The following is a 25,390-nucleotide window of genomic DNA, read 5'->3' on the forward strand; positions in this document are numbered from 1 at the left end:
GAATTGTTTACTGACTAATTTCTTTGCTGTATTTTTGTAACATGAATGAAAACTACGATATGTTGGCCAAATGTCTTTTTGGCTTCGAAGAAGTTCTTGCAAAAGAACTAAGAAATTTAGGCGCTCAAAATATAAAAGAAGGAGTTAGGAATGTTAAGTTTAAAGGTGATAAAGGCTTTATGTATAAAGCGAATTTGGCACTTAGAACAGCCATCAGGATTCTTGTACCCATTGAAACATTTATGATAAGTAACGAGGATGATTTATATAACAATCTGTCTAAAATTTCTTGGGAAAAATATTTGGATGAAAATTCAACTTTGGCTATACATTCGTCTGTTCATTCTGAAATATTTTCTAATTCGCATTATGTTTCTTTGCGAAGTAAGGATGCAATCGTTGATTATTTTAGAAAAAAGTATCAGAAAAGACCAAGTATCGACACAAAACATCCTGATGTGCAGTTTGATATCCATCTTCAGAAAAACACATGTACTGTCTCTTTAGATAGTTCCGGTGAATCATTGCATAAGAGAGGTTATAGAAGTGATACCAATATCGCACCGATTAATGAAGTGCTCGCAGCTGGTTTGGTTCTTTTGACGGGATACGACGGTACTCAAAATTTTATTGACCCTATGTGTGGTAGTGGAACGATCTTGATTGAGGCGGCCATGATAGCAAATAATATTCCGGCTAATATAAACAGACCAGAATTTTCATTTGAGAAATGGAAAGACTTTGATCAGGAATTATTTGATTTGATTCATGACACACTTTTAAAAAAGGTCAGAAATACGGATAAAAAAATTATAGGTTTTGACAAAGCCCCATCTGCTATCCGTAAGGCTCAGAACAATATTGAAAACGCCTCTTTAGAGGAGTTTATCAAGATTGAAAGAAAAAATTTCTTCGAAGAACTTAGCCCGGTTGAAGATAATGTTATCGTTGTGTTTAATCCCCCCTATGGGGAAAGACTTACGGTGAATGTACCAGTGTTTTACCGTCAGATAGGGGATACCCTAAAACAACATTATACTGATACTTCTGCCTGGCTCATCACCTCAGATTTTGAATCGGGTTTAAAAAATGTTGGTTTGAGAACTTCTAGAAAAATAAAGGTATTTAATGGAAAACTTGAATGTAGATTCGTTAAATATGAAATGTATGCTGGAAGTAGAAAGGCAAGTAAGCAAAAATGATAGTTATTACAGAAATTAAGGCTGAAGACACCTATCCCATTAGAAAAGCTATTTTGAGGGAAGGCATGACTTTGAGTCATGAAATGATTGGAGATCATGAAGCTGAAACCTTGCATTTGGGCCTTTTTGAATCTGATGAATTAGTTTGTATTGGTAGTTTTATGAAGGCTTCAAAAGAAATATTCAAAGGTTCACAGTTTCAATTAAGGGGAATGGCTTCAGCAAAAACGTCACAAGGAAAAGGATATGGTAAATTATTATTGCAAGAGGCAGAACTTCGACTTGAACAACGAGGTATAGATGTAGTTTGGTGCAATGCCAGAATAGTTGCATTGGATTTTTATAAAAAAATGGGCTATCAATTAACAGGTAATGTTTTTGATGTAGACCAGGTAGGGCCTCATTATATGATGTTTAAAGAATTGAATTAAGTTAGCCGCCTGACCCACAAAGTAAAATTTTCACTTTGTAACTCTAAGAATGAAGAACTAAGTAGCTAATCAAATGAAAGGCGTATTGTATATTTTGAAAAGAAAACACTTCATTTTCGCTTCTATACTCTTTTTTGTATTCACAGTACAAGGATCAAATTTAAAAGTATCCGACACATTAATTACGCCTTCTCAAATAATTGATTCCCTGCTTTTGAGTGAAAATCTTGATTGGTCTGTGAGGCTCGTCTCAAATTTTAAACAGCAACAGTTTCGATTGAGCAATGAAGACAGTCGATTATTATACCTACCTAATAATCCATATGGTGTTGGTTTTGGGATTGCGAATCAAAAAATGGTCATAGATGTGGTATTTAATCTTAAAACAGAAGATGAAGACCACACTACAAAATTTGCTGCTGAAGGAGCAATAATCTTAGCGAAGAACTTGTTCGGGTTTGCAATTGAAAATGTAAATGGGTACAGCGTTTCAAGTAAGCAAAATGAAGAAGAAGAATTTAGGCGCGATATATCAATGTCGTCGATTGGCCTTGAATATATACGTGTTTTAGGTAAGAATGACATCACAGTACGAGGCATGAAAGCTGGGTTGCCAGACACGCATAAAACCCTTGTTTCTTATGGCTTAGGAGGGTTCTTATTATGGAGAGATCTTGCTGCCGATGCTTCCATTATACCCGAGGCTGATCAGCAGTATTTCAATGAGCAAGCCGAGATTTATGACATATCCGGATTTGGAGTAGGTATCTTAGGTGGTGTCAGTGCCTATTTTTCTTTACCCGCTCATTTTTTTGCTACTGCCTATGTTGCACCTGGTATTGGAATGGAATATAAATATGTTAAGACGGAAAGTGGTAATTATATTCCTTCAAATCCGCTGCTGTTTAAAACTGATTTTTTTGCATCTCTGGGATATAACAGAGAAAAATTTTACATTCATTTCACCTTTGGTACTGACTGGTATTTAAGTAGTCTGGACTTTGATAATGACATATTTTTGAGTGTTACAAAGTCAAAATTTGTAGTGGGATATAACATTGGTAAAGTATTTAAAAAAAAGAAAGCATTTTAGCACGTATTATGATAATTCACTAATGATGAGGGTGTATTGAACAAATTGTGGAACTCAATTTTTTTTAGAAAATACTGCTAATTTAGGTCCAAAAAAAAACCGCTAACATATGTTGCGGTTTTTTCTATCTATCTGTAGCGAGATCGGGAATTGAACCCGAGACCTCCGGGTTATGAATCCGACGCTCTAACCATCTGAGCTACCTCGCCATAATTCATCAAAAAACCTTAAAAAGGGCTTCTTGATTTTGAGTTTGCAAATATAAAAACAAATTCATTTGCCACAAGTAATGAGAGCGAAAATATTAAAATAAAAATAATTTTTTTTAGAAATAGATATTCTATATATTGCTTCCATAAAAAATCAAGAATGTCAAGTAAAATAAGAATAGACTTAGAGTTTCCTATCCATGCTTCTCCTAGTTTTTTGTATCAGTATATCTCTACTCCTGATAGCATGGGAGAGTGGTTTGCGGATAATGTAAATTCTAGAGGAAAACAATATACCTTTATATGGAATGATTCTGAGGAAGTTGCTGATAGAATTTCTCAAAAGACTGATGTTTACATCAGATTCAAATGGGAAGAAGATGATGATGATGACACCTATTTTGAATTGAGAATAGAAGTTGATGACCTTACCAAAGACGTTTCTCTGCTGGTAGTTGATTTTGCGGATGAAGATGAAGTAGAAGAATCGAAAATGTTTTGGGAAAATCAGATTTCTGAATTAAAACATGTTATCGGAGGATAATAGTTTGTATAAATAATAAAAAAGCCTTGATCTATCAAGGCTTTTTTTATTTTTGCATTTTTAAAGTTATTGGGTCATGGTCAATCAGAATGGGAGTATCTTAAAATTGAATGAATTAAAGCTAAGTCATGAAAACAGAGCCTTTAAGTATGGTGATGGCATTTTTGATACCCTAAAATTTGAAAACAATACCCTTTATTTTTTGGAAGATCATTATTTTAGATTGATGTCATCGATGCGTATGTTAAGGATGAAGATACCTATGGATTTCACCCTTGAATATTATGAAAAACAAATAAGACTAACACTATTGGCTAATGATCTAAATGAGTCGGCTAGAATCAGAGTGAATGTATTTAGAGTAAACGGTGGATTGTATACACCAGAATCTAATGAGGTCAATTTTATAATAGAGGTAAAAGCTTTAAACCAAAAGAATGTTGAGCAATTAGAAATCGAGCTGTTTAAGGATTTCCCACTTTCATCTGGATTGTTATCAACGATAAAAACGAATAACAGGATTGTTAATGTGTTGGGAAGTATTTTTGCGAAAGAAAATGCTTATCAGAATTGCATATTAATTAATGAAAAGAAAGAATTAGTTGAAGCGCTTAATGCCAACATTTTTTTAATAAGGGGCAATGAGGTTCTTACTCCTTCACTAGAGACCGGATGCATTAATGGTATAATCAGAAAAAAGATAATTGAAGGCTTGAAGAAGCACCAAACTTTTACAATTAGTGAATTGAGTATTTCACCTTTTGATTTACTAAAGGTTGATGAAGTATTTTTGACCAATTCAATCAATGAAATTCAATCGGTACATAAATATCGCAAGAAGGTTTATAATAGTGAAAAGACAAATGAGTTAAAAGAGCTGTTTCATTCAGAAATAAAAAAGCAAATTAGTTTAAGCTAGGATCTTTTGGCGCATTGGCCCAAAGTTGATAAATCCCGCCAAATTTTAATAATTCATTTTTCCAGAAATTACTATGATTGATGTTGAAGAGATTCTTAAATTTATTTTCTACGATTAACCAAGACGTAGTTTGTAATTCCTCTTCAAGTTGCTTTTGGCTCCACCCGGAATATCCCAAAAAGAACCTGATATCTTGTTTTGAAAGAATTTCATCTTTCAAAAGTGATTGTATGGCTCTAAAGTCACCACCCCAAAAAATCCCATCTGCAATTTCAATACTGTCAGGTATTAGTTCAGGAACTTTGTGCACAAAATAGAGGTTATCCTCAGAAACAGGTCCACCAAAATATACTTTTAGAGTAGAGTCAATATCAGGAATGAGGTCACTGATAGTATAAGGCGAGGGCTTGTTGAAAATGAAACCAACTGAGCCACCTTCATTATGCTCTGTGAGAAGTACAACGGATCTATTAAATGAACTATCACTCAAAATAGATGGCTCTGCAATGAGTAATTTACCTTTAGTGGGTTTTAAAGTTGTCATAATAAATTGGTTGTGATTAAATGTACAAAAAATAAGTTAATAAAAAAACCCTCTAAAATAGAGGGTTTTAAAATTATTTTTTTGAAAAATTCGATTAGTTCACTGACTCTTTTAATTCAGATCCCGCTTTAAATTTTACCACTTTTCTTGCAGGTATTTTAATAGTTGCACCAGTTTGAGGATTTCTTCCATCTCTTGCAGCTCTATCTGAAACTGAAAAAGAACCAAAACCTACTAAAGATATTCTACCGCCTGTCATTAATTCACCTGTGATACTTTTCATCATAGCGTCTAAAGCTTTTCCAGCAGCAGCTTTTGAAATTCCAGCATTTGAAGACATTGCTTCAATTAAATCTGATTTGTTCATAATTTAAATTTTTTTAAAATTGGTTAAATATTCGTTTTTTTGCCTTTCAATAGCAGAACAAATATAGATTTTATAAGGGTTTACGCAAGTTTTAGTACTTAAAAACAGGCATATTGTTGATAATTAAGCTGAATTTGTTGATAAACCCATGAAAATTTCTGCAAAAAGAGGCTAAGTGCTTATATAGATTGTGTTTAGAACACTTTTGAACCATTGTAAAATTCATATCCGTTGAGCAAGCTAATTGTTTCCATTCTCCTTTTACCTGCCAACTTCAAATCTAGGATTTCAAAGAAACCTTCTTTCAGTGCAACTAATATTTTCTTTTTAGAAATAACTAAATGTCCAATAGGATATTGGTGAGATTCTTTTGAAATGATTCCATCATAGATTTTGACTTCAATTTGCTCCTTATTGTTTTCAAGAACAGTCCAAGCACCAGGATATGGATTAAGGCCTCTTATATGGTTATAGATTGACTGGGCTGGATTATTCCAGTTAATCCTGCAATTCTCCTTATTGAGTTTTGGTGCAGGTCTAAAAGTCCCGCTTTGTTGTTTTAGAGGATTTATATTGCCGTCCTCAATCATTTCTACGGTTTCTACAACAACATTACTACCCAAGGTCATAAGTTGATCATGCAGCACTCCAACAGAAGTCGTAGGAGCTATTTCAATTGTTTCTTGTTTTATGATGGCACCGGTATCAATATCCTCATTGATAAAAAAAGTGGTAACGCCAGTTTTTGTGTCACCATTTATAATAGCCCAATTAATAGGAGCAGCACCCCGGTAGTCAGGAAGGAGGGAGGCATGAAGATTAAATGTACCATGTTTAGGCATGGCCCACACTTGTCGTGGAAGCATTCTGAAAGCCACAACAATCTGGAGATCAGCCTCAAGTTTTTCTAATTCATTCAGAAAATCAGGATTTTTAAGATTAGTGGGCTGCAATACTTGAATTGCATTGGAAACGGCATATTTCTTAACCGCAGATTGATTTATTTTTCTTCCTCTTCCAGCTGGTTTGTCTGGAGCTGTGATAACTGCAATGACATTCTTTTTTGCTTTTACAAGTGCATCGAGCGTAGCTACTGCAAAATCGGGTGTGCCCATAAAAATGATACGGAGATCTTTCATTTGTTGAGATAAAATTTATTTTGCAAATCTAAATCTATACTCTTTTTTTCCACTAATATTTCAAGAGTTTTTATGATTAGTTTTTTATCCAGCTTTAGATATTCACTTATCTCATTGATACTTAAATTATTGTGATGACCTAAGATGTCAATAATACTTTTAGAGATGATTTCTTGATCTAGTTTTAATTCAGGTTTACTTTTAAGACAAACGTCACATTGACCACAAGGTTCACTTAGATTTTCAGAAAAATAATCGAGTAGCAGTATTTGTCTGCATATAAGATCATTTTTCAGCATGTCTTTCAAAACCGATGCCTTTTTTAATTTAGAATTGTTGCGATTCTTTATATGATCGCTTATGGAATGGTAAATAAAATTATCCTCCCTTGGTACAAGAAACTTAATCGTCATATGATTACTTGCTTTTTTGTAAATAAGCACCTGATCCGTTTCAAGCCTATTTAAAATCTGTGAAATTTCCTGCTTTGTCTTATTTAATTTTTGCGCAATGAATTTTTCATTTATTGTAATGAACTGATCATGAATTCCACCATATGATCTTAACAAAATTTGAAGTACTTGTGATGCATCACTATTGCTTCTTTGTGCATGATACAGATTGTCAGATTGATCAATAACCCGAATTCTTGAATTTTTACTAAATCCTTGATCTAGAAATATGATATTCTCATTGTGTAAATGATTTAAAGCATAATACACCTTATTATAGGTGAAGTGATATCTGGATGAAAATTCCTGCATATCAAAATCAAACAAGTGTTCGTTTACTTCACCCATGCCAATTTGATAATAATCATTCAGTTTTGTGAAGATTACTTTACAATCCTCAGGACTCACGATAGATTTTTCAATTAAACGATCACTTTCATAAAAACTGTTATCATTATATAATAAGTAGGCCCATGCTTTTTTATCATCTCGTCCTGCTCTGCCAATTTCTTGTATGTAATTCTCAATACTATTGGGTAAATGCGTGTGAATAATCAGTCTTACATTAGACTTGTCTATCCCCATTCCAAAAGCATTTGTGGCGACCATTACTTTACATGACTCTGATTTCCAAAGTTGAAAAGACTTGCTCTTTTCTTCGTGTGAAAGCCCTCCGTGATAGTAAGTCGCTTTGATGTTGTTATGTTCCAATAATTGGGCATAGTAAATCGCATTTTTCCTAGATCCGACATAAATAATTGACGGCTCATCTATTGACTTCACAAGCTTAACCAGTCCCTGCCTGATATTCTCTGTTTTATGAATTCTAATGCAAAGGTTGTTTCTATAATAAGATCCTTTAAACACCTTGGCATCATGAAGTTGAAGGTTTTCTACAACATCTTTTTGAACTGCGGCTGTTGCAGTGGCAGTTAGTACAATTTTGGGCGTATGGGGATGCAACGCTGTTAACAAAGGAATTTTTAAATACGCCGGTCTAAAATCATGTCCCCATTGTGAAATACAATGAACTTCGTCAATAGCAATTAAATTTAAATGCAGTTGGCCTATTTTCTCTTGAATGAATTCTGATTGTAATTTTTCAGGGGATACATATAAGAATTTATAATTGCCATGCTCTAGATTATCAAAAGCAATTATAGTTTCATGTCTGTTGAGTTTAGAACTTAATGCCAAAGCTTTTATACCTTTCTCCTCAAGGCTTTTTACTTGATCTTCCATTAGCGCTATCAATGGCGAAATGACAAGACATATTCCATCATTAAGCAGGGCAGGGAGTTGGTAGCACAAAGATTTTCCTGCTCCAGTTGGTAGTAAAACAAAGACATCTTGATTGGCCAAGACGGCATTTATGATTTCTTCCTGAGGTGCTCGAAAAGTGGAGAATCCCCAATGTTTTTCTAATAACTGTGTTGCTTTATTCATATGATTATCAGAGGGATTTTAAAATAAAGTCCACTCTTGAACTGATGCTGCCTTCAGGTACTGTAATAATACTGTAATCCATAGCTTCATATGCCCTTATCAAATTTCGATAAATCACTAAAGATTGTTCAAAGGATTCATAACGCTCATTATCGGTTTTATAAATACCCTTCCAGGGAGGCATCATAAAAATAGTTGAATACCTATATTCATTACTTTTTTCAACGTATTCAATTGGATAGTCCATCCCAATATAATCCATATAACCATGAATATCAGGGATGCCTCTGTCAAAAAAAACAGTACTTGAATGGTGTAAATCAGCTTCTTGATATTGTTTGATTCTTCCTTTTAATAAAAGTTTACTGAACAACAAAGGATCAGTCAGAAAAAGTTGATCTATTCCAGACTCTTGTGCCTCTTTTGTAATAGTTCGTGAAATTTCAGGCATACAAGTAAACTTCATTTTTTCCAAATGATCAATAACTGTTGATTTTCCTGTACCAGGCCCTCCGGTAATTACTATTTTTTTTTGCTCCAAGTAATGAGAATTATTCTTAATACAATTCCAAAATTAAGAAAATAATAATTGTAAATTTGTACACTTTTGAATTCAAAATTTTAGGAATGAGTAAGGAGTCGGATTTTTATGAGAAATTAAAAAAAAGTTTGATTGAAACTACAGAGTTTCCAACCAAGTATATGTATAAATTTATCATTCCAAGCGGAGATGAAAAATTTAAACAAATAGAGAATATATTTGATAATATGGGGGCTGTCATAAATTCTAAACCATCAAAAACAGGGAAATACACCAGTTTGACGATTTTAGTTAAAATGAAGTCACCAGATGATATTATAAATAAATACCAGGAAGTCTCAAAGGTGGAAGGCGTAATATCTTTGTGATATTTTTAACAAGCCAATTGAAAAATATAAAATATTTTTGACCGTTTTAGTAGATTTATCAAGAGAGAGGAAACATTTGAAAATGAGGATAAAAAAAGTAATGATCTTATCTGCCATTCTGATGAGTTGTTTTGTCAGAGGACAGCAGGATGAAGACAAGAAACTTTTTAGTGTAAACGGTACTGATGTTTATGATTCAGAATTCGTTCGGGTTTACGAAAAGAATAAGGATATCGTTGTTGAAGACGAGCGTAAAGGCTTTGATGATTATTTTGATCTTTTTGTTGATTTTAAACTAAAGCTTGCGCAGGCTCGTGAAATGAAGTTAGACACGGCGAGTGCTTATATTTCTGAATTAGAAAAATATCGAGAACAACTTATCCAACCCTATTTACAAAACCCAGAAGCTACAGAGGATTTAATTAGAGAAGCCTACGAGAGAACAGTTACTGAGGTTGAGGCTAGTCATATTTTGGTTCGCTTAGAACCTGATGCCAGCGCGATAGATACGTTGAAAGCTTTCGATAAAATATCCAAAGCTCGAAATGAGATTGTAAATGGTGCGCATTTTGACAGTATTGCCAGAATGTATTCTGAAGATCCATCAGTTCAAATGAATAATGGAAGTTTGGGATATTTTTCCGCTTTTTCTATGGTTTATGCATTTGAAAATGCGGCGTACCAAACTGAAGTTGGTCAAGTTTCAAAACCTTTTAGAACCCAATTTGGGTACCATATAGTACAGGTTAATGATAAGAGAAAATCTCCAGGAGAGGTTCAGGTAGCACATATTATGGTTAAAAATGATAGTACAGACCTGAATCAATCCAAAGATAAAATCTTTGAGATTTATCAAAAACTTGAACAGGGAGGAGATTTTGCGAATATTGCCAAAGAACATTCCGATGACCTTAGTTCTGCTCAAAAAGGTGGCGTATTGCCCAAATTTGGTCCAGGAAGAATGATCAAGACATTTGAGGACATTGCTTTTGCCCTGCAAGAGGAAGGGGATTACTCTTCTCCTTTTGCAAGTGATTATGGATGGCACATATTAAAGTTGCTGGAGAAATTTCCAATTCCAGCATATGAAGCGTTACATGAAAAATTAGAATCAAAAGTTAAAAACGGCAGTCGTTCAAGTTATGTAGAAAAGTCATTGGCACGTAAGATTTCAGCAGACTATAAGGTTGTTACCTATAAGGCTAAATTACAATTATATCCGAGCATAAGAGATTATGAAAAGAGTGAGGATACGTTGTTAAGAGTGCAGGATGTCATTTATACAGGGGATGATTTTTTTAACTATGCCAAGGATTTTCAAAAGAAAACAAAAGCGGAGTCTTATGATGACTTTACCAATGCAAAGATCATCGATTATTATAAGAGTCATTTGGATGAAACCAATAAAGAATTCCGTTTGACATACCAGGAATACCAGGATGGGCTATTATTGTTTGAGTTAATTCAGAAAGAAGTATGGGAAAAATCTGAAAAGGATACCATTGGTCTGCGGAATTATTTTAATGATCATAGAAATAAATATAAATGGGATACAAGGGCAAAGTTAACCATTGCTAGTTGTACACAATTGGAGAAAGCAAAACTTGTTAGAGAATTGCTTATTCAAAATACAGAAACAGATTCAATTAAGAATTCAGTGAATGAGGGCGCAAGAATTCACGTCTTATTTAGTAAAGGGACATTAGAAACAGGTAGTTCTAAATTACCTGCCGATTATTCATTTTCTCAAGGCGTTTCTGAAATTTTTGAGGAAGAAGCAGATAATTTTACCATCATAAAAGTAGATACTATATTTGCCCCTGAATTGAAGGAATTAAAAGAGACCCGAGGAGAGGTAATGAATGATTATCAAAATTACCTTGAGTTACTATGGGTTGAAGAATTACACAAAAAGTATCCGGTGAAAATTAATCAAAAAAATTATAAGGAACTTAAGAAAAGATACGTAATTGAATGAAAAATAGTCTATTAACATACTTAATATTATTGATAGGTTTAATTAGCTGTGAGCAAGATGCACCTGACCAGAATGCTGTTGCCCGGGTCAATGATAAGTATTTATCTAATACAGAATTAGATGAAGCTATGCCCATTGGGCTGGCTATCGAGGATAGCATTCTTTATAGAAATAACTATATAAAAATCTGGGCAACTAAAGAGCTTTTATTAGAAAAAGCAAGAATCAATGTTGAAGATGACAATGGTGAAATAGAGGCTTTAATTTTAGACTACAGGAGAGAGCTTTTGATTGATCGTTATAAAAAAGCCTTGTTGCAACAAGAGTTAGATACTGTGATTACTGACAGTGATATCAATGACTATTATGAGGCGAACAAGAATGTGTACAGACTAAACGAAGATTTAGTGCAGCTTAAGTATATTCATTTCAATAAAGATATGAGTGACAAAAAAGAGCTTGTTAGGTTATTCAAGTCAGAAACACCTGAAGATTTAGAAGAATTGATTGACAGGGAGCTGGAATTCTATTCTTTTTCATTCAATGATAGTATTTGGGTGGCCTATAGGGATGTAGAGAAAAAACTTGCTTTTTTAAAGGAGGAAAAAAACATAAAAAACAAACAATATATTCAAAAAGAAGATTCATTAGGAGTATATTTGCTCGCTGTTAAGGACTTGCGTCGAAGAAATGAGATTGCTCCATTGAATTATGTAATTCCAACGATTAAACAGATGATTCTGCATAAAAGAAAGTTGGAGTTGATGAATGAAATAGAAAAGACAATTATGGTGGATGCCATTAACAATAAACAATTTGAACAGTATTAGAATGAATAGAATTATAATGATCGTGATACTTGCCTGTGGTTTACAAATGCAAGCACAGGAAAAGTTAAAAATAGACGGAGTTGCTACAGTTGTTGGTGATAACATTGTTCTGGATTCTGAAATAGATGCCTTTAAACAAGAATTGATTCAACAGAGTGGCGGACAGATAGAGATATCTGACTGCGAAATGTTGGAGCAGATTATGAACAGAAAATTACTGGCACATCATGCAGTTATTGATAGTGTCATGGTAAATGAAGGAGAGATTCAACAGCAGGTTCAGCGTAAGACAGATTATTTCACCCAACAATTAGGATCAACAGAAAAGATGCTTGAATTGTATGGCTTTGATAATATGAAAGATTTAAAAGATGAGCTTTACAGAGTAGAGAAAGAAGGCTTGTTGATTGATAAAATGCAACAGCAATTAACATCTGATATTGACATTACTCCTGAAGAAGTAAAGCGCTATTTTATTAGTCTAGAGGAAGAAGGGAATTTACCTGAGATTGGGGCTGAGATAGAATTGTCTCAGATTGTTCTGAATATCGAACCAACTAAGGAAGAAATTCAAAAAACAATTGATCGGTTAAAAGAACTTAAAAAGGAAGTTGAGGATGGAGGTAATTTTAAGATGAAAGCTATTTTATATTCGGATGATCCTGGTGTAACTCAAAATAGTGGCTTTTATAGTATTGAAAGGAACAGCCCTTTTGTAAAGGAATTTAAAGAGGCTGCTTTTAGTATGGAAGAAGGCGAAATTTCTCAGCCCTTTAAATCTGATTTTGGTTACCATATCTTAATGGTTGATAAAATAAAAGGAAAACAGAGAGATGTTTATCACATTTTAATGCAGCCCAAAGCTGATGATGCAGCGGCAGAGCAAATAAGAGATTCTCTTACTAAATACAGAAGGCAAATTTTGAAATTGGAATTACCATTTGATGAGGCTGTTATCAAGTATTCTCAAGATAAAGATACACGAATGAGTAAGGGAGTGTTGATGAATCCTGTTTCTGGAGACACGCATTTTGATTTGACAAGAATGGATCCTGAATTATATGCGAAAGTTAGTAATTTAAAAGAGGGAGAGATCAGCGAGGTATTTATGGACGAGACCAGACAAGGTTTAAAAATGTATAAAATTCTTCTGTTAAAAAGCAGAACAGAGGCACACACTGCTGATTTAGCCCAAGATTATGTTAAGATCATGGAGTTGGCGCTACAGAAGAAGAAAACAGAATCCATTGAAAAGTGGTCATCCGAAAAAATAATGGATACCTACGTTAATATAAATGATGTTTACACCAGTTGTGAATTTAAAAGTAACTGGGCCAAAAACTAAATTATGTCTGACGTTGCCAAAATCAATGCACTTGTAGAGAACTATTCCCTTTTAAAAAAGGAAATAGGAAAGGTAATTATAGGTCAGCACGATGCGGTTGATCACGTACTTCTTTCAGTGTTATGTGGAGGGCATTCTTTGCTCATCGGAGTTCCGGGACTAGCAAAGACATTATTAGTAAACACGGTTGCCAAAGCCTTAGGTTTAGATTTTAAGAGAATGCAGTTCACGCCAGATTTAATGCCCTCGGATATATTAGGAAGCGAGATTCTTGATGAGAACAGGCAATTTAAATTTATAAAGGGCCCCATCTTTGCCAATATCATTTTAGCTGACGAGATCAACAGAACACCTCCTAAAACACAGGCTGCTCTTTTGGAAGCCATGCAGGAAAAATCTGTAACGGTCGCGGGGCATAGTTTTGATTTAGATTTGCCATTTTTTGTTCTGGCTACACAGAATCCTATTGAACAAGAAGGAACGTATCCACTTCCGGAAGCCCAGTTAGACAGATTTATGTTTAGCATTTATTTGAATTACCCCACTTTTGAAGAGGAAGTAATTGTAGCAAAGAATACAACCAATGATGAGGATTTAATCGTAAACCCTGTTTTCTCTCAATCAGACATTATTGAATACCAACATTTGATCAGAAGAATTCCTATTGCCGATAATGTAGTTGAATACGCAGTGAAATTAGCAACACGTACCAGGCCATTACAGGAAAACGCACCTGAGATTGTGAAAAATTATATTGACTGGGGAGCGGGTCCAAGGGCCTCACAAAATTTGGTGCTTGCCGCAAAAGCTTATGCAGCGATTCACGGTAAATATTCTCCTGATATTGCAGATGTGCAAGCCGTTGCGCATGGCATTTTGCATCATAGGATTGTAAAAAACTATAAAGCAGAAGCTGAAGGTATTACAGAGACTCAGATTATCAACACACTTCTTTAATTTAACGCATTGTATCTAAGCCGTTTAGGTAACCTTCATATATTGTCATTAAGAATATGTTTACAGCTATTGTTAAAACAATAATTTGTTTGTATATTTGCACGCCTTTTGAGCGATTTCAGATTTACAAAAGGTGTAGCGAACTAAGTAATCATTTCTCTTAGTGTTTTAATCGTTTAGAAATCTGTAAGGCAATAAGATACAAAGTACAAGACACTATGTCTAAACTACAAGAAAAAATTGATCTATACACAGGCGCAGCCGAAAAACTAGGTATAGAATTAAATGCAGACCTTTTTAAATTAGTAACCAAAGGACTTGGTCCTTCAATCTACAAAGAGGATGCTGAATTGGTTTCTTCATCAAATAAAGATGAATTAGAAACAATCAAAAAAAACTTTCTAATCAAAAAACTTGGTCTTGACAAGGACGATGCATCTTTAGATGAGAGTATTTCTAAAGTAATCGAAACTATAGGAGCAAGCAACAGAAAAAAGTATCGCGCTTTGTTTTATTATTTATTGGTAAAAGAAACAGGATCAGAAGCTGTTTATGCTGAAGCCAAAGAAGATGCTAAAGAAGTTGCTCCGGCAAAAGTTGAAAAGGAAGTGAAAGCTGAAAAAAGTGCTAGTAAAAAAGTTGAAAAAACAAAAAAAGAAGAAGTGATAGAAGAAAAAGTAGCAGATAAAGCTGCAGCCCCAGTGGAAGAAGTTAAAGAAACCACTGCTGTAGTTGAAGAAAAAGCTGAAACAGTTGTTGATGCCGGTAAATTCTTAAGTGATTTTGATTGGCAAAAATATGAAGAAGGTATTGAAGCAGTAGACCAAATTCAATTAGATGAGTTTGACAAGGCTTTAGAAAATACTGTAGGATTTGTAGAGGAGCGTCAAGTAATTGACGGAACCGTAGTTCGTATTACTGATCGTGAAGCGATCATCGATATCAATTCAAAATCTGAAGGTGTTATATCTTTAAATGAATTTAGATATAATCCACATTTAAAAGTTGGAGATACTGTTGAAGTAAAAGTTGATAAACTTGAAGACAGTACAGGTCAATTAGTTCTTTCTCATAGAAAAGCGAGAGTGATCAAAGCTTGGGACAGAGTTAATAAAGCGCACGAAACGCAAGAAATTGTTACAGGTTATGTGAAGTGTAGAACTAAAGGTGGTATGATCGTTGACGTATTCGGAATCGAAGCATTCTTACCAGGTTCTCAAATCGATGTGAAACCAATTAGAGATTACGATCAATTCGTAGACAAGAATATGGAATTCAAAGTTGTGAAAATCAACCATGAATTTAAGAATATTGTTGTTTCTCACAAAGCACTTATCGAAGCGGATCTTGCAGAACAGAAAAAAGAAATCATTGGTCAATTAGAAAAAGGTCAAGTATTAGAAGGTGTTGTTAAAAACATTACTTCTTACGGAGTATTTGTTGATCTTGGTGGTGTAGACGGATTAGTTCACATTACTGACCTTTCTTGGAGTAGAATCAATCACCCAAGTGAGATTGTTGAATTGGATCAGAAATTGAATGTTGTAATTCTTGACTTTGATGATGAGAAAACAAGAATTCAATTAGGATTGAAACAATTGAGCAAGCACCCATGGGAAGCTTTAGATGAAAATCTTAAAGTAGGTGATAAAGTAAAAGGTAAGGTTGCTATTATTGCAGATTATGGTGCATTTATCGAAGTAAGCGAAGGAGTAGAAGGATTAATTCACGTTTCTGAAATGTCTTGGTCAACTCATTTGAGATCTGCACAAGATTTCGTTAAAGTTGGAGACATCGTAGAGGCAGTTATTCTTACACTTGATAGAGAGGAAAGAAAAATGTCACTTGGTATCAAACAATTACAACCAGATCCATGGACAGATATCACTACTAAATACCCTGTTGGTTCTAAGCACACAGGTACGGTTAGAAACTATACTAACTTTGGTGTATTTGTTGAATTGGAAGAAGGAATTGACGGTTTGGTTTATATTTCTGATCTTTCTTGGACTAAGAAAATCAAGCATCCATCTGACTTTGTAAAAGTTGGAGACAAGCTTGAGGTTGAAGTTCTTGAATTAGATGTAGAAGGACGTAAATTGAATTTAGGTCATAAACAAACTACTGAGAACCCTTGGGACAAGCATGAGGCAACATATACTATTGATTCAGTTCACACTGGTACAGTGAAAGAAGTGAATGATAAAGGTGCTATTGTAACTTTTGAAGATGGTGTTGAGGCATTTGTTCCTGGACGTCATATGGAGAAAGAAGACAGATCTAAAATTGTAAAAGGTGATACAGTTGAATTTAAAGTATTAGAATTCAATAAAGAATACAGAAGATTAGTTGTATCTCATTCTGCTATTTTCAGAGCACAAGAAGAAAGAAATATCAAAGCTGTTAACAAACAAGCTGATCAGGTTGAAAAAACAACCTTAGGAGATATTTCAGGTCTTGCTGATCTTAAAAAGAAAATGGAGTCTGGTAAAAAATAAGATTTCCATTTAAAAATAAAGAACCGTTCTTATTTTGATTTTCAAAATTTGAACGGTTTTTTTATTGCCTAAATTTAGTTAAAAGGTATATTTGTAACAGCTAAAAAAAAGACCAAATGACATTAATAAAATCTATTTCTGGTATACGCGGAACAATCGGTGGTACTACTGACGAAAACCTGACTCCTCTTGATGCAGTCAAATTTGCTTCGGCCTATGGAGCTTGGCTTCTAAAAAGAAATACAGCTGGAAGTAAGCTAAAAGTAATTATAGGCAGAGATGCACGTATTTCAGGAAAAATGATCAGCAGCCTTGTTTCAAACACATTAGTTGGTTTGGGTATTGACGTCATTGACCTTGGTTTATCAACAACTCCTACAGTTGAAGTTGCCGTCCCGCTTGAGAAAGCCCATGGTGGCATTATTGTAACAGCCTCACACAATCCCAAACAATGGAATGCTTTAAAATTATTGAATGAAGCAGGAGAGTTTTTGAACGGGGAAGAAGGAAACCTAATATTAGATCTGGCGGCTTCTCAGGATTTCGATTATGCAGAAGTGGACGATTTAGGAGTATACTCAAAAAATAAAAACTACCTCAAAAAACATATACAGGAAGTATTAAATTTACCTCTTGTTGATGTTGAAGCCATTAAAAAAGCAGGGTTTAAAGTAGTCGTAGATGCCGTAAATTCAACCGGCGGAATCGTTATACCTCAATTACTGGATGCTTTAGGAGTTCAGTGTATTAAATTATATTGTGAACCGAATGGGGAATTTCCTCATAATCCGGAGCCCTTGCCAAAACACTTAACTGAAATTTCAAAATTGGTAGTTAAAGAACAGGCTGATTTAGGGATTGTAGTTGACCCAGATGTAGATCGTTTGGCAATTATAAATGAAGATGGTAGTATGTTTGGTGAAGAATATACATTAGTGGCCTGTGCAGATTATGTCTTGTCAAAAACTCCTGGGAATACAGTCTCGAATCTTTCGTCTTCGCGAGCTTTAAGAGACGTGACTCAAAAACACGGTGGTGTTTATGAAGCCAGCGCCGTTGGAGAAGTAAATGTGGTAGCACTAATGAAAAAGAATAATGCAATCATTGGAGGAGAAGGAAATGGTGGAATTATTTATCCATCTTCTCACTATGGACGAGACTCATTAGTAGGAGTAGGTCTGTTTTTAAGCCATTTAGCACATCTTAAAATTTCATGTAAAGCCTTGCGGGATTCATATCCTTCTTACTTTATGAGTAAGAATAAGATTGAATTAACACCACAAATAGATGTTGATAGTATTTTGAATGCGATGGCATCAACTTATAAAAATGAGGACATTAGTACTATTGACGGGGTGAAAATTGATTTTGAAAATGAATGGGTACATTTAAGGAAATCGAATACAGAGCCTATTATTAGAATTTATACTGAGAGTAATTCACAAGAAAATGCGGATGCTTTGGCACAGCGCATAATTGATGAAATAAAAGTAATTGCCAAGATATAATTGGTATTTAAGAGAGCGTCATGAGTTTAGAAGCATATTTTGACAAGTTTCGTAAAGAAATCATCGGTATTGATGAAACTTTTGAAACACCGTTTGGAATCCAAAAAATGATCTATGCAGACTGGACTGCAAGTGGAAGACTTTACCGACCGATTGAAGATAAAATGCTTCATGAGTTTGGTCCATTTGTGGCGAATACGCATACTGAAACTACTTTTTCTGGTTCTGCCATGACCCTTGCTTACCACGAAGCCAGGCAAATTATTAAAAGGCATGTGAATGCTGGGCCTGATTGTGCTTTAATTGCAGAAGGAACCGGAATGACTGGTGTTATCAATAAGTTTCAAAGAATACTTGGACTAAAGGTCTCCGAAAACCTTAAAGACTTGGTCGACTCCATTCCTGAAGCAAAAAAACCAGTTGTTTTTATTACGCATATGGAGCATCATTCTAACCAAACCTCTTGGTTAGAAACAATAGCTGATGTTGAGATTATTCCTTGTGATAATACTGGCTTGGTTGATTATGATAGCTTGATCGAACTGCTTGATAAATACAAACACAAAGAGATAAAAATTGCATCGATTACGGCTTGTTCAAATGTAACGGGTATACAAACAGATTATCACCGAATCGCTAAAATGATGCATCAAAATGGAGGTGTTTGTTTTGTAGACTTTGCGTGTTCGGCACCTTATGTAAAAATTGATATGAATCCTAAGAATGAGGATGAACGTTTGGACGCTATCTTTTTTTCTCCGCATAAATTTTTAGGAGGGCCTGGTACATCAGGTGTCTTGATATTCCATAAATCTCTTTATAAGAATATGATTCCGGATAACCCTGGAGGAGGAACGGTGAACTGGACCAACCCTTGGGGAGAACATCGATACCTTGATGACATTGAAACACGAGAAGATGGAGGAACCCCAGGATTTCTGCAAACGATTAGAACTGCCTTAGCCGTTCAGTTAAAAGAAGAAATGGGTATTGAAAAAATTCATGACAGAGAGAATGAAATTATAGCCCAGGTTTTTGAAGAATTGAAGCCGGTAAAAAATTTGAATTTATTGGCGGCTCAACACAATGACAGGCTAGGGGTGTTTTCATTTTACATTGACAATTTACATTATAATTTGGGCGTAAAGCTTTTGAATGATAAGTTTGGGATTCAAACTCGTGGTGGCTGTTCTTGTGCAGGAACCTATGGACATTTCTTGCTTCATGTTGATCAGAAACAATCACATGAGTTACTTGAAAAAATGGATCAAGGCTGCCTAATCGAAAGGCCAGGTTGGATTAGGATGTCAATTCACCCGACCACTACAGATGTTGAAGTGAGCTTTATCTGCCAAGCGATTAAAGAAATGGCTGCTAATTTTGAGGAATGGTCAAAAGACTATGCATATGACTTGCCAAGCAATGAATTTTTGCATAAGTCATTTCAATCCAAAGAAAAGGAACTTGTGAAACAATGGTTTAATTTGAAAGAATAGAATTTGAAGGCTTATGTAGCTTTATTAAGATCAATTAATGTTTCGGGTCATCATATAATAAAGATGGCAGATCTGAAGGCGTTACTTGCAAGGCCCGAATTTCTGAATCTAACTACATATTTACAAAGTGGGAATTTGGTTTTTGAATCTGAGATTGAAAGCAATGAGTCACTTGAGATCCTGTTGGTTGAGATAATCAAAGAACATTATGGCTATGATATCAAAGTGAAAGTGTATGATGCTGCTGCCTTTCAAGAGACTTATAAAAAAAACCCGTTTCTGGCGATTGAGCAGATTGATATTAAAAAACTCTATTATATCCATGTCTTAGGAAAGGCAGATAAAGCTACTTTCGAAGCAATAAAAAGCAAAGGAAATTTTCCTGAAGAAATGTTTTTAATAGACAACACCGTCTATGTTCATTATTCAAATGGTTATGGGCGTTCTAAAGTAACAGGTAGCTTTTTTGAAAAGAACTTAAAATTATTTGTCACGGCTCGGAACAATAATACCATGAAGAATCTATTAGAAAAAATAGAGAATCTGAAAAGATAAGAGATTAACCCTTTGGGTCACTGTCTTTGGTTTCTCGCATGAATTTAAATCGTTTATGACTCCAGAAATAGTATTCAGGCGCTTTTCTGATATGGGCTTCCAGCTTCTTCATAAAGAGATCTGTGATTTCAAAATCAGGAATCTCACGAGGATTTTCACTTAATATTCCCATTTTTGTTTCATAGAATCCGCGTTTTATTTTTGTGGTTTCTATATACATCACGGCATAGTCATATTTTTTTGCCAACATTTCAGTACCGGTTATTACTGGCACTTCTTTACCAAAAAACGTAGTCCAATGATACGCTTTGATCAATTTTGGTGATTGGTCAATCAGCATTCCATAAACAGTCTTATCTCCTTTTGCATCATTCTTAGCCAATTCAGGAATTATTTGTTTTGTAGGTATAAGGGTCGTATTGAATCTTCCTCGTGATCTCACGATATAATTATTGAAATATTTGTTCTTGACTTTTTTATAAGCAGCAAAACCCTTGTGTTGCACCCGAAGATTCAGGCTAAAGAGCCATTCGAAATTCGCGTAATGTGAACCCATTAAAAGTACATTATCATTCCTGCCCATAAAAGCATCCAGCTCTTCCTGATTCGTTAATTTAAAGCGTTTAAGGATCTCTTCATTAGAGATGGTAAAAGTCTTAATCATTTCCATAAAGATATCGAGGAAGTGATGATAGAACTCTTTCATTATTTTTTTCAATTCTGTATCAGATTTTTCCGGGAAAGCAATTTTCAAATTGCCCATGACCGTTTTTTTTCGATAGCCAAGAATATAATAGATAATTAGAAAAAAGAAATCAGAAACCAGATACAATATTCTGAACGGAAGTATAGAAATTAATACAATCAGTGGATAAATAAGAATGTAAACAATAAGATGTATCATATAGAAAGCAAATATCGTTTTTTAGTTGTGATATTTGAGAAAAAAATGAATAATACGCAATGGACTTTATATAAAAGAATCAATTAGTTCCAGCTCTCTAACCTTTCTGCTCTGGTTTTTTACCCATGTGCTTAAATCGTTTGTGGGTCCAGAAATAATAAGCTGGATTTTTTCTGATTTGTTTTTCAAGTTCAAGAATATAATGATCGGTTATTTGGTTTAGTTCAACTTCTTCCGGTTTCTCTTCTAATAAAATAAAAGTAGATTCATAATACCCTCTTTTTACTTGTTCTGTGTGAAAATATAATACCGGTAAATTGAGTTTACGGGCAATGATTTCTGGCCCGTTGATAATGGGAATTTCCACACCCATAAAAGTGCCCCAATATTTTATCTGTTTCAATTTGGGTGATTGATCTGCTATAAATCCATAGGCCTGATAATATTCGTTTTTCAAATTGCTGAGAATATAGGAGTAAAATTCTTTTGACCTAACAACCGTTACGCCAAATTTGTTTCTATTTCTTTTAAATAGATTGTCAATGTATTTGTTGGAAATTCTTTTATAGGCAACACTTAGATTGTATTTTATACTTGTTTCTACAACAGAAGAAACCCATTCCCAATTTGCATAATGTCCGGAAAGAATTACAACGCTTTGATTATTATCGTAATAAGCATTTGGCAACTCAGGATTTGTTAAAATAACTCTTTGTTTAAGCTGTTCCTCAGAAATCGAAAAGGATTTAATCGTTTCCATAAAAATATCTGCAAAATGCCGATAGGATTTTTTCATTATTACATTCAATTCTTCCTTTGATTTTTCTGGAAAGGCAATACGCAAATTCTTCATTACTATCTTTTTCCTATAACCAACAACATAATAAAGAATCAGAAATATAATATCAGAAATAATGTATATGACTCTAAACGGAAGAATCGATGTCAAAAATATGACTGAATATAGCAGTATATAAACAAGAAAGTGGATCATAATAGCAGGTAAATAAATTTCATCTCCGTATATAAGCAGGCAAATATCGGGAATATTTTGTTTTTTATCATAGGAAAAAAAACAAGTATCATTATCAAATCATTCAGTATTAATTGATAAATTCGTGAGCGTTTACTTAAACGCATCCACATTATTAAGAAAAAAGAATATCTATGAATATGAATCCAGCAGTATTGCTAATCATTATTGCAAATGTCGCCATCTCTTTTAAGGGATTTAAAGACAGAGGTTTCTTCGAGCAATATAAGTTTCAAGTAGGACCGATAATTAAAGGTGAAAAAATTAGAATTTTGGCTTCTGGGTTTTTACATGTTGATCAGTCGCATTTATTTTTCAATATGCTAACCTTATATTTTTTTGCAGATCCTGTTATCAATTATATTGGCATCCCTAAGTTTTTAACGGTTTACTTCGGATCATTATTAGCCGGAAATTTATTTGCATTAAATTTTCATAAAAAAGAACCTTATTATAGTGCCGTTGGCGCATCTGGGGCAGTAATGGGTGTCTTATATGCTGCCATTATGTTGAATCCTGGTATGAATTTATATATGTTCTTTATACCAATACCTATTCCAGCGTATATTTTTGGAGTTGGTTACTTATTGTATTCAATTTTTGGAATGAAGAAGCAATGGGGTAATATTGGCCATAGCGCACATATTGGTGGAGCTATCGGAGGCTATATTTTATCTATTTTATTTTACCCAAGTATCTTGGAAAACAATAAATTAATTGTGATTTTATTGGCTGTGCCAATTGTATTGATGTTTATTTTCAAAGACAAACTTGAAAGGAATTAACGCTGTATAATCAAATGTTCACGTTTAACATTTATGTATCGTATCCCTAAAAATATGATCATGTACAGTCACATTGATATACAATATATTATGATTCATTAGGGTGAAAGATCATGACCTTATAATCATAATAATTTATGACATATTATAAATTTTAATTTCTCTTATTTCACTACATTTGCCGAACATTTCAAAAACCTGTGCAGACAATTTACAGATCCGACTAATAAGAGGCGTCTGATCACTATCAGGTAAAAAAAATAAAAATGGAAGAAAAAAAATTCGATCTTAATTCTTTGATAGGATTCGTGCTACTAGGTGCGATCATGATATATTATTTTTATACCAATCAGCCAACACAAGAAGAATTAGCCAAGCAGAAAATGGAGCAGGTTCAAGATTCAATTGATAAATTGACTCCAGTTGCCGAGCAAAATGATGTGATGTATGAGAAGGTGGAACAGGCGCCAGTTAACCCATCTGACTCTGTTGCTTTATCTCGCGCTCAAAATAGCTTAGGTGCATTTGCCTATAGTGCAGGTTTACCCTCAGCTACAAATGCTACCACGGTAATTGAAAATGAACTGGTAAAAATAACCATAAGTAATAAAGGTGGTCAGATTACCGAGGTCCTTTTGAAAAATTACCTAACCTATAATAAGTTGCCTCTTTATATTATTAAAGATCAAAATGCCTCTTTGAACTTGTCATTTGCAACCCAGGATAACAGAAATCTTCAAACGAAGAATCTATATTTTGAACCAAGTTTAAGTAGTAATGGTGACAACCAGGTGCTCTCAATGAAATTGAAAGTAGCTGCTGATCGTTATTTGGAATATCGATACGAGCTAAAGCCTGATGAATACATGCTTGATTTTGCAGTTAGAACGCAGGGTATGGAACAAGCAATCAACACTAGCCAAGCGATTAACCTTGATTGGCAATTAAAAAGTTTTAGGACTGAAAAAAGTGTCAAATACGAGAATCAATACACTGATCTTCGTTATTTGGAAAATGGGACGTTTGAGTACATGAACGCCATGAGTGATGAGGATGAAGAAGATGTAAGTAATTTAAATTGGGTTGCTTTTAAGCAACAGTTTTTCACTTCGGTTTTACTTGCTGAAGACAATTTTGAGTCGGCAAAGCTGATTTCAAAGAACTTGGTGGTCAACGAAGATATAGATACCATCTACACAAAAAAATATGAAGCATATATTCCACTAGTTGCTAAGAATGGTGAATTAGATTACAACATGAACATGTATTATGGACCTGTTGATTATACTGTTTTAAGCAAATACGAAGGGAAGCAATTAGATAGAATTGTAAGTTTAGGATGGGGAATTTTCAGATGGATCAACAAGTTTGTATTTATCCCTGTATTTAGCTTTTTAAGTTCATTCATCGGTAATTTTGGAATTGTTATTATTTTGATGACAATAGTTGTCCGAATTATTATGTCTCCAGTAGTTTATAAATCTTATCTCTCAAGTGCTAAAATGAAAGTTTTAAGGCCTGAGATGCAGGATATAAATGAAAAACTTAAAGGGAAAGAAAATGCCATGAAGCGCCAGCAAGAAACAATGGCATTGCAAAGAAAAGCTGGAGTTAACCCGCTTAGTGGATGTATTCCGGCATTGATTCAAATGCCTGTATTCTTTGCCTTGTTTAGGTTTTTCCCATCAAATATTGATATTCGTCAAAAAGGATTTTTATGGGCAGATGACCTTTCAGCTTATGATGAAGTCTTGCAATTACCATTTAAGATTCCGTTTTACGGTGATCACGTGAGTTTGTTTCCTATTTTGGCATCTATTGCCATCTTCTTTTATATGCAAATGACCCAGAGTCAACAAATGAATATGCAGCAACCACAACAAGAAGGTATGCCTGATATGCAAAAGATGATGAAAATGATGATGTGGTTCTCACCAATCATGATGATGTTCTTCTTTAACACTTATGCGAGTAGTTTGAGTTTGTATTATTTTGTATCCAACTTACTTACCATCATAATTATGTTAGTGATCAAGCACTTCATCATTGATGAGGATAAGATTCATGCAAACATCCAGGAAAATAAAAAACGTCCTGAAAAGAAGAAGAGCGCCTTTAGACAAAAACTTGATGATGCGATGAAACAAGCGCAGGTTCAACAAGAAAAACAGAAAAAAGGAGGAAGATAAACGTGTAGCTGTGTGAGGTAGTTACCTAATATACTATTCGTAATTAATTTAAAAGCC

General features: G+C 34.2%; 23 protein-coding genes, 1 tRNA gene and 1 pseudogene. 17 read left to right on the plus strand and 8 right to left on the minus strand.

Annotation, left to right across the window (positions count from 1 at the left end; translation table 11 throughout):
- Window positions 1-41: 41 nt before the first annotated feature.
- The 3 genes from QWY87_RS14335 (at window position 42) to QWY87_RS14345 (ending at window position 2,726) form a co-directional block, all read left to right on the plus strand.
- Entirely contained in the window at window positions 42-1,202 is a 1,161-nt protein-coding gene (locus tag QWY87_RS14335) for a THUMP domain-containing class I SAM-dependent RNA methyltransferase (protein WP_290292457.1), read from the plus strand.
- Window positions 1,199-1,633, plus strand: coding sequence for a GNAT family N-acetyltransferase (locus tag QWY87_RS14340; RefSeq protein ID WP_290292459.1), 435 nt, complete (start codon window positions 1,199-1,201; stop codon window positions 1,631-1,633). Before QWY87_RS14335 ends, QWY87_RS14340 begins: the two co-directional genes overlap by 4 nt.
- Window positions 1,634-1,727: 94 nt before the next feature.
- Entirely contained in the window at window positions 1,728-2,726 is a 999-nt protein-coding gene (locus QWY87_RS14345) for a DUF4421 family protein (protein ID WP_290292461.1), read from the plus strand.
- Window positions 2,727-2,861: 135 nt separating this feature from the next.
- Here the strand turns inward: QWY87_RS14345 and QWY87_RS14350 are convergent.
- A tRNA-Met gene (locus tag QWY87_RS14350) sits at window positions 2,862-2,935 on the minus strand.
- A 160-nt stretch (window positions 2,936-3,095) separates the two neighbouring features.
- Here QWY87_RS14350 and QWY87_RS14355 point away from each other — a divergent pair.
- Both QWY87_RS14355 and QWY87_RS14360 read left to right on the plus strand, forming a co-directional pair.
- Window positions 3,096-3,479, plus strand: a complete 384-nt coding sequence (locus QWY87_RS14355; RefSeq protein WP_290292464.1) for an START-like domain-containing protein — start codon at window positions 3,096-3,098, stop codon at window positions 3,477-3,479.
- A gap of 76 nt (window positions 3,480-3,555) precedes the next feature.
- Window positions 3,556-4,398, plus strand: a complete 843-nt coding sequence (locus tag QWY87_RS14360) for an aminotransferase class IV (protein WP_290292467.1) — start codon at window positions 3,556-3,558, stop codon at window positions 4,396-4,398.
- Here QWY87_RS14360 and QWY87_RS14365 read toward each other — a convergent pair.
- The 5 genes from QWY87_RS14365 to QWY87_RS14385 all read right to left on the minus strand — a co-directional run bounded on the left by QWY87_RS14365 (window position 4,385) and on the right by QWY87_RS14385 (window position 8,887).
- Window positions 4,385-4,942, minus strand: a complete 558-nt coding sequence (locus QWY87_RS14365) for a YqgE/AlgH family protein (protein ID WP_290292469.1) — start codon at window positions 4,940-4,942, stop codon at window positions 4,385-4,387. The genes QWY87_RS14360 and QWY87_RS14365 overlap by 14 nt on opposite strands.
- Window positions 4,943-5,036: 94 nt before the next feature.
- Complete coding sequence (locus QWY87_RS14370; protein WP_290292471.1) at window positions 5,037-5,309, minus strand: HU family DNA-binding protein; 273 nt, start codon at window positions 5,307-5,309, stop codon at window positions 5,037-5,039.
- Between the two features lie 194 nt (window positions 5,310-5,503).
- Window positions 5,504-6,448 (minus strand): methionyl-tRNA formyltransferase, encoded by a 945-nt coding sequence (fmt, locus tag QWY87_RS14375; RefSeq protein WP_290292473.1) that lies wholly within the window; start codon window positions 6,446-6,448, stop codon window positions 5,504-5,506.
- Entirely contained in the window at window positions 6,445-8,346 is a 1,902-nt protein-coding gene (locus QWY87_RS14380; protein WP_290292475.1) for a RecQ family ATP-dependent DNA helicase, read from the minus strand. The genes fmt and QWY87_RS14380 overlap by 4 nt, the downstream gene beginning before the upstream one ends.
- 7 nt (window positions 8,347-8,353) lie before the next feature.
- Window positions 8,354-8,887, minus strand: a complete 534-nt coding sequence (locus QWY87_RS14385; protein ID WP_290292479.1) for an AAA family ATPase — start codon at window positions 8,885-8,887, stop codon at window positions 8,354-8,356.
- A gap of 86 nt (window positions 8,888-8,973) precedes the next feature.
- Between QWY87_RS14385 and QWY87_RS14390 the strand changes: the two genes are divergently transcribed.
- The 10 genes and pseudogenes from QWY87_RS14390 to QWY87_RS14435 all read left to right on the plus strand — a co-directional run bounded on the left by QWY87_RS14390 (window position 8,974) and on the right by QWY87_RS14435 (window position 20,422).
- A complete protein-coding gene (locus QWY87_RS14390; protein WP_290292481.1) occupies window positions 8,974-9,255 on the plus strand; it encodes a DUF493 family protein in 282 nt (93 codons plus the stop codon).
- An 82-nt stretch (window positions 9,256-9,337) separates the two neighbouring features.
- Window positions 9,338-11,233: a peptidylprolyl isomerase gene (locus QWY87_RS14395; RefSeq protein ID WP_290292483.1), complete on the plus strand. Its 1,896-nt coding sequence runs from the start codon at window positions 9,338-9,340 to the stop codon at window positions 11,231-11,233.
- Window positions 11,230-12,063 carry a hypothetical protein gene (locus QWY87_RS14400; protein ID WP_290292484.1) on the plus strand — a complete coding sequence of 278 codons (834 nt, stop codon included), beginning with the start codon at window positions 11,230-11,232 and terminating at the stop codon, window positions 12,061-12,063. The genes QWY87_RS14395 and QWY87_RS14400 overlap by 4 nt, the downstream gene beginning before the upstream one ends.
- A 1-nt stretch (window position 12,064) precedes the next feature.
- Window positions 12,065-13,408 (plus strand): peptidylprolyl isomerase, encoded by a 1,344-nt coding sequence (locus tag QWY87_RS14405; RefSeq protein WP_290292486.1) that lies wholly within the window; start codon window positions 12,065-12,067, stop codon window positions 13,406-13,408.
- A 3-nt stretch (window positions 13,409-13,411) separates the two neighbouring features.
- Window positions 13,412-14,365 carry an AAA family ATPase gene (locus QWY87_RS14410; protein WP_290292490.1) on the plus strand — a complete coding sequence of 318 codons (954 nt, stop codon included), beginning with the start codon at window positions 13,412-13,414 and terminating at the stop codon, window positions 14,363-14,365.
- A 218-nt stretch (window positions 14,366-14,583) separates the two neighbouring features.
- Window positions 14,584-14,895 (plus strand): annotated as a pseudogene (locus QWY87_RS14415) (DUF2853 family protein); the annotation flags it as partial.
- 135 nt (window positions 14,896-15,030) lie between these two features.
- A complete protein-coding gene (gene rpsA / locus QWY87_RS14420) occupies window positions 15,031-16,863 on the plus strand; it encodes a 30S ribosomal protein S1 (RefSeq protein ID WP_435389581.1) in 1,833 nt (610 codons plus the stop codon).
- Between the two features lie 116 nt (window positions 16,864-16,979).
- Window positions 16,980-18,371 (plus strand): phosphoglucosamine mutase, encoded by a 1,392-nt coding sequence (gene glmM, locus QWY87_RS14425; RefSeq protein WP_290292493.1) that lies wholly within the window; start codon window positions 16,980-16,982, stop codon window positions 18,369-18,371.
- A 20-nt stretch (window positions 18,372-18,391) separates the two neighbouring features.
- On the plus strand, window positions 18,392-19,867 hold the full coding sequence (locus tag QWY87_RS14430; protein ID WP_290292495.1) for an aminotransferase class V-fold PLP-dependent enzyme: 1,476 nt from the start codon (window positions 18,392-18,394) through the stop codon (window positions 19,865-19,867).
- 3 nt (window positions 19,868-19,870) lie between these two features.
- Complete coding sequence (locus tag QWY87_RS14435) at window positions 19,871-20,422, plus strand: DUF1697 domain-containing protein (RefSeq protein WP_290292499.1); 552 nt, start codon at window positions 19,871-19,873, stop codon at window positions 20,420-20,422.
- A 4-nt stretch (window positions 20,423-20,426) separates the two neighbouring features.
- Here the strand turns inward: QWY87_RS14435 and QWY87_RS14440 are convergent, their stop codons facing one another.
- Entirely contained in the window at window positions 20,427-21,326 is a 900-nt protein-coding gene (locus QWY87_RS14440) for a lysophospholipid acyltransferase family protein (protein ID WP_290292502.1), read from the minus strand.
- A gap of 97 nt (window positions 21,327-21,423) precedes the next feature.
- Window positions 21,424-22,320 carry a lysophospholipid acyltransferase family protein gene (locus QWY87_RS14445; RefSeq protein WP_290292504.1) on the minus strand — a complete coding sequence of 299 codons (897 nt, stop codon included), beginning with the start codon at window positions 22,318-22,320 and terminating at the stop codon, window positions 21,424-21,426.
- Between the two features lie 173 nt (window positions 22,321-22,493).
- Between QWY87_RS14445 and QWY87_RS14450 the strand changes: the two genes are divergently transcribed.
- The gene (locus QWY87_RS14450; RefSeq protein ID WP_290292506.1) at window positions 22,494-23,144 is read left to right on the plus strand and encodes a rhomboid family intramembrane serine protease; all 651 of its coding nucleotides are present in this window, start codon (window positions 22,494-22,496) and stop codon (window positions 23,142-23,144) included.
- A 266-nt stretch (window positions 23,145-23,410) separates the two neighbouring features.
- The gene (gene yidC, locus QWY87_RS14455) at window positions 23,411-25,333 is read left to right on the plus strand and encodes a membrane protein insertase YidC (protein ID WP_290292508.1); all 1,923 of its coding nucleotides are present in this window, start codon (window positions 23,411-23,413) and stop codon (window positions 25,331-25,333) included.
- Window positions 25,334-25,390: the final 57 nt, after the last annotated feature.

Origin of the sequence: Lutimonas halocynthiae, from assembly GCF_030409835.1 — a bacterium.
Lineage (GTDB): Bacteria > Bacteroidota > Bacteroidia > Flavobacteriales > Flavobacteriaceae > Lutimonas > Lutimonas halocynthiae.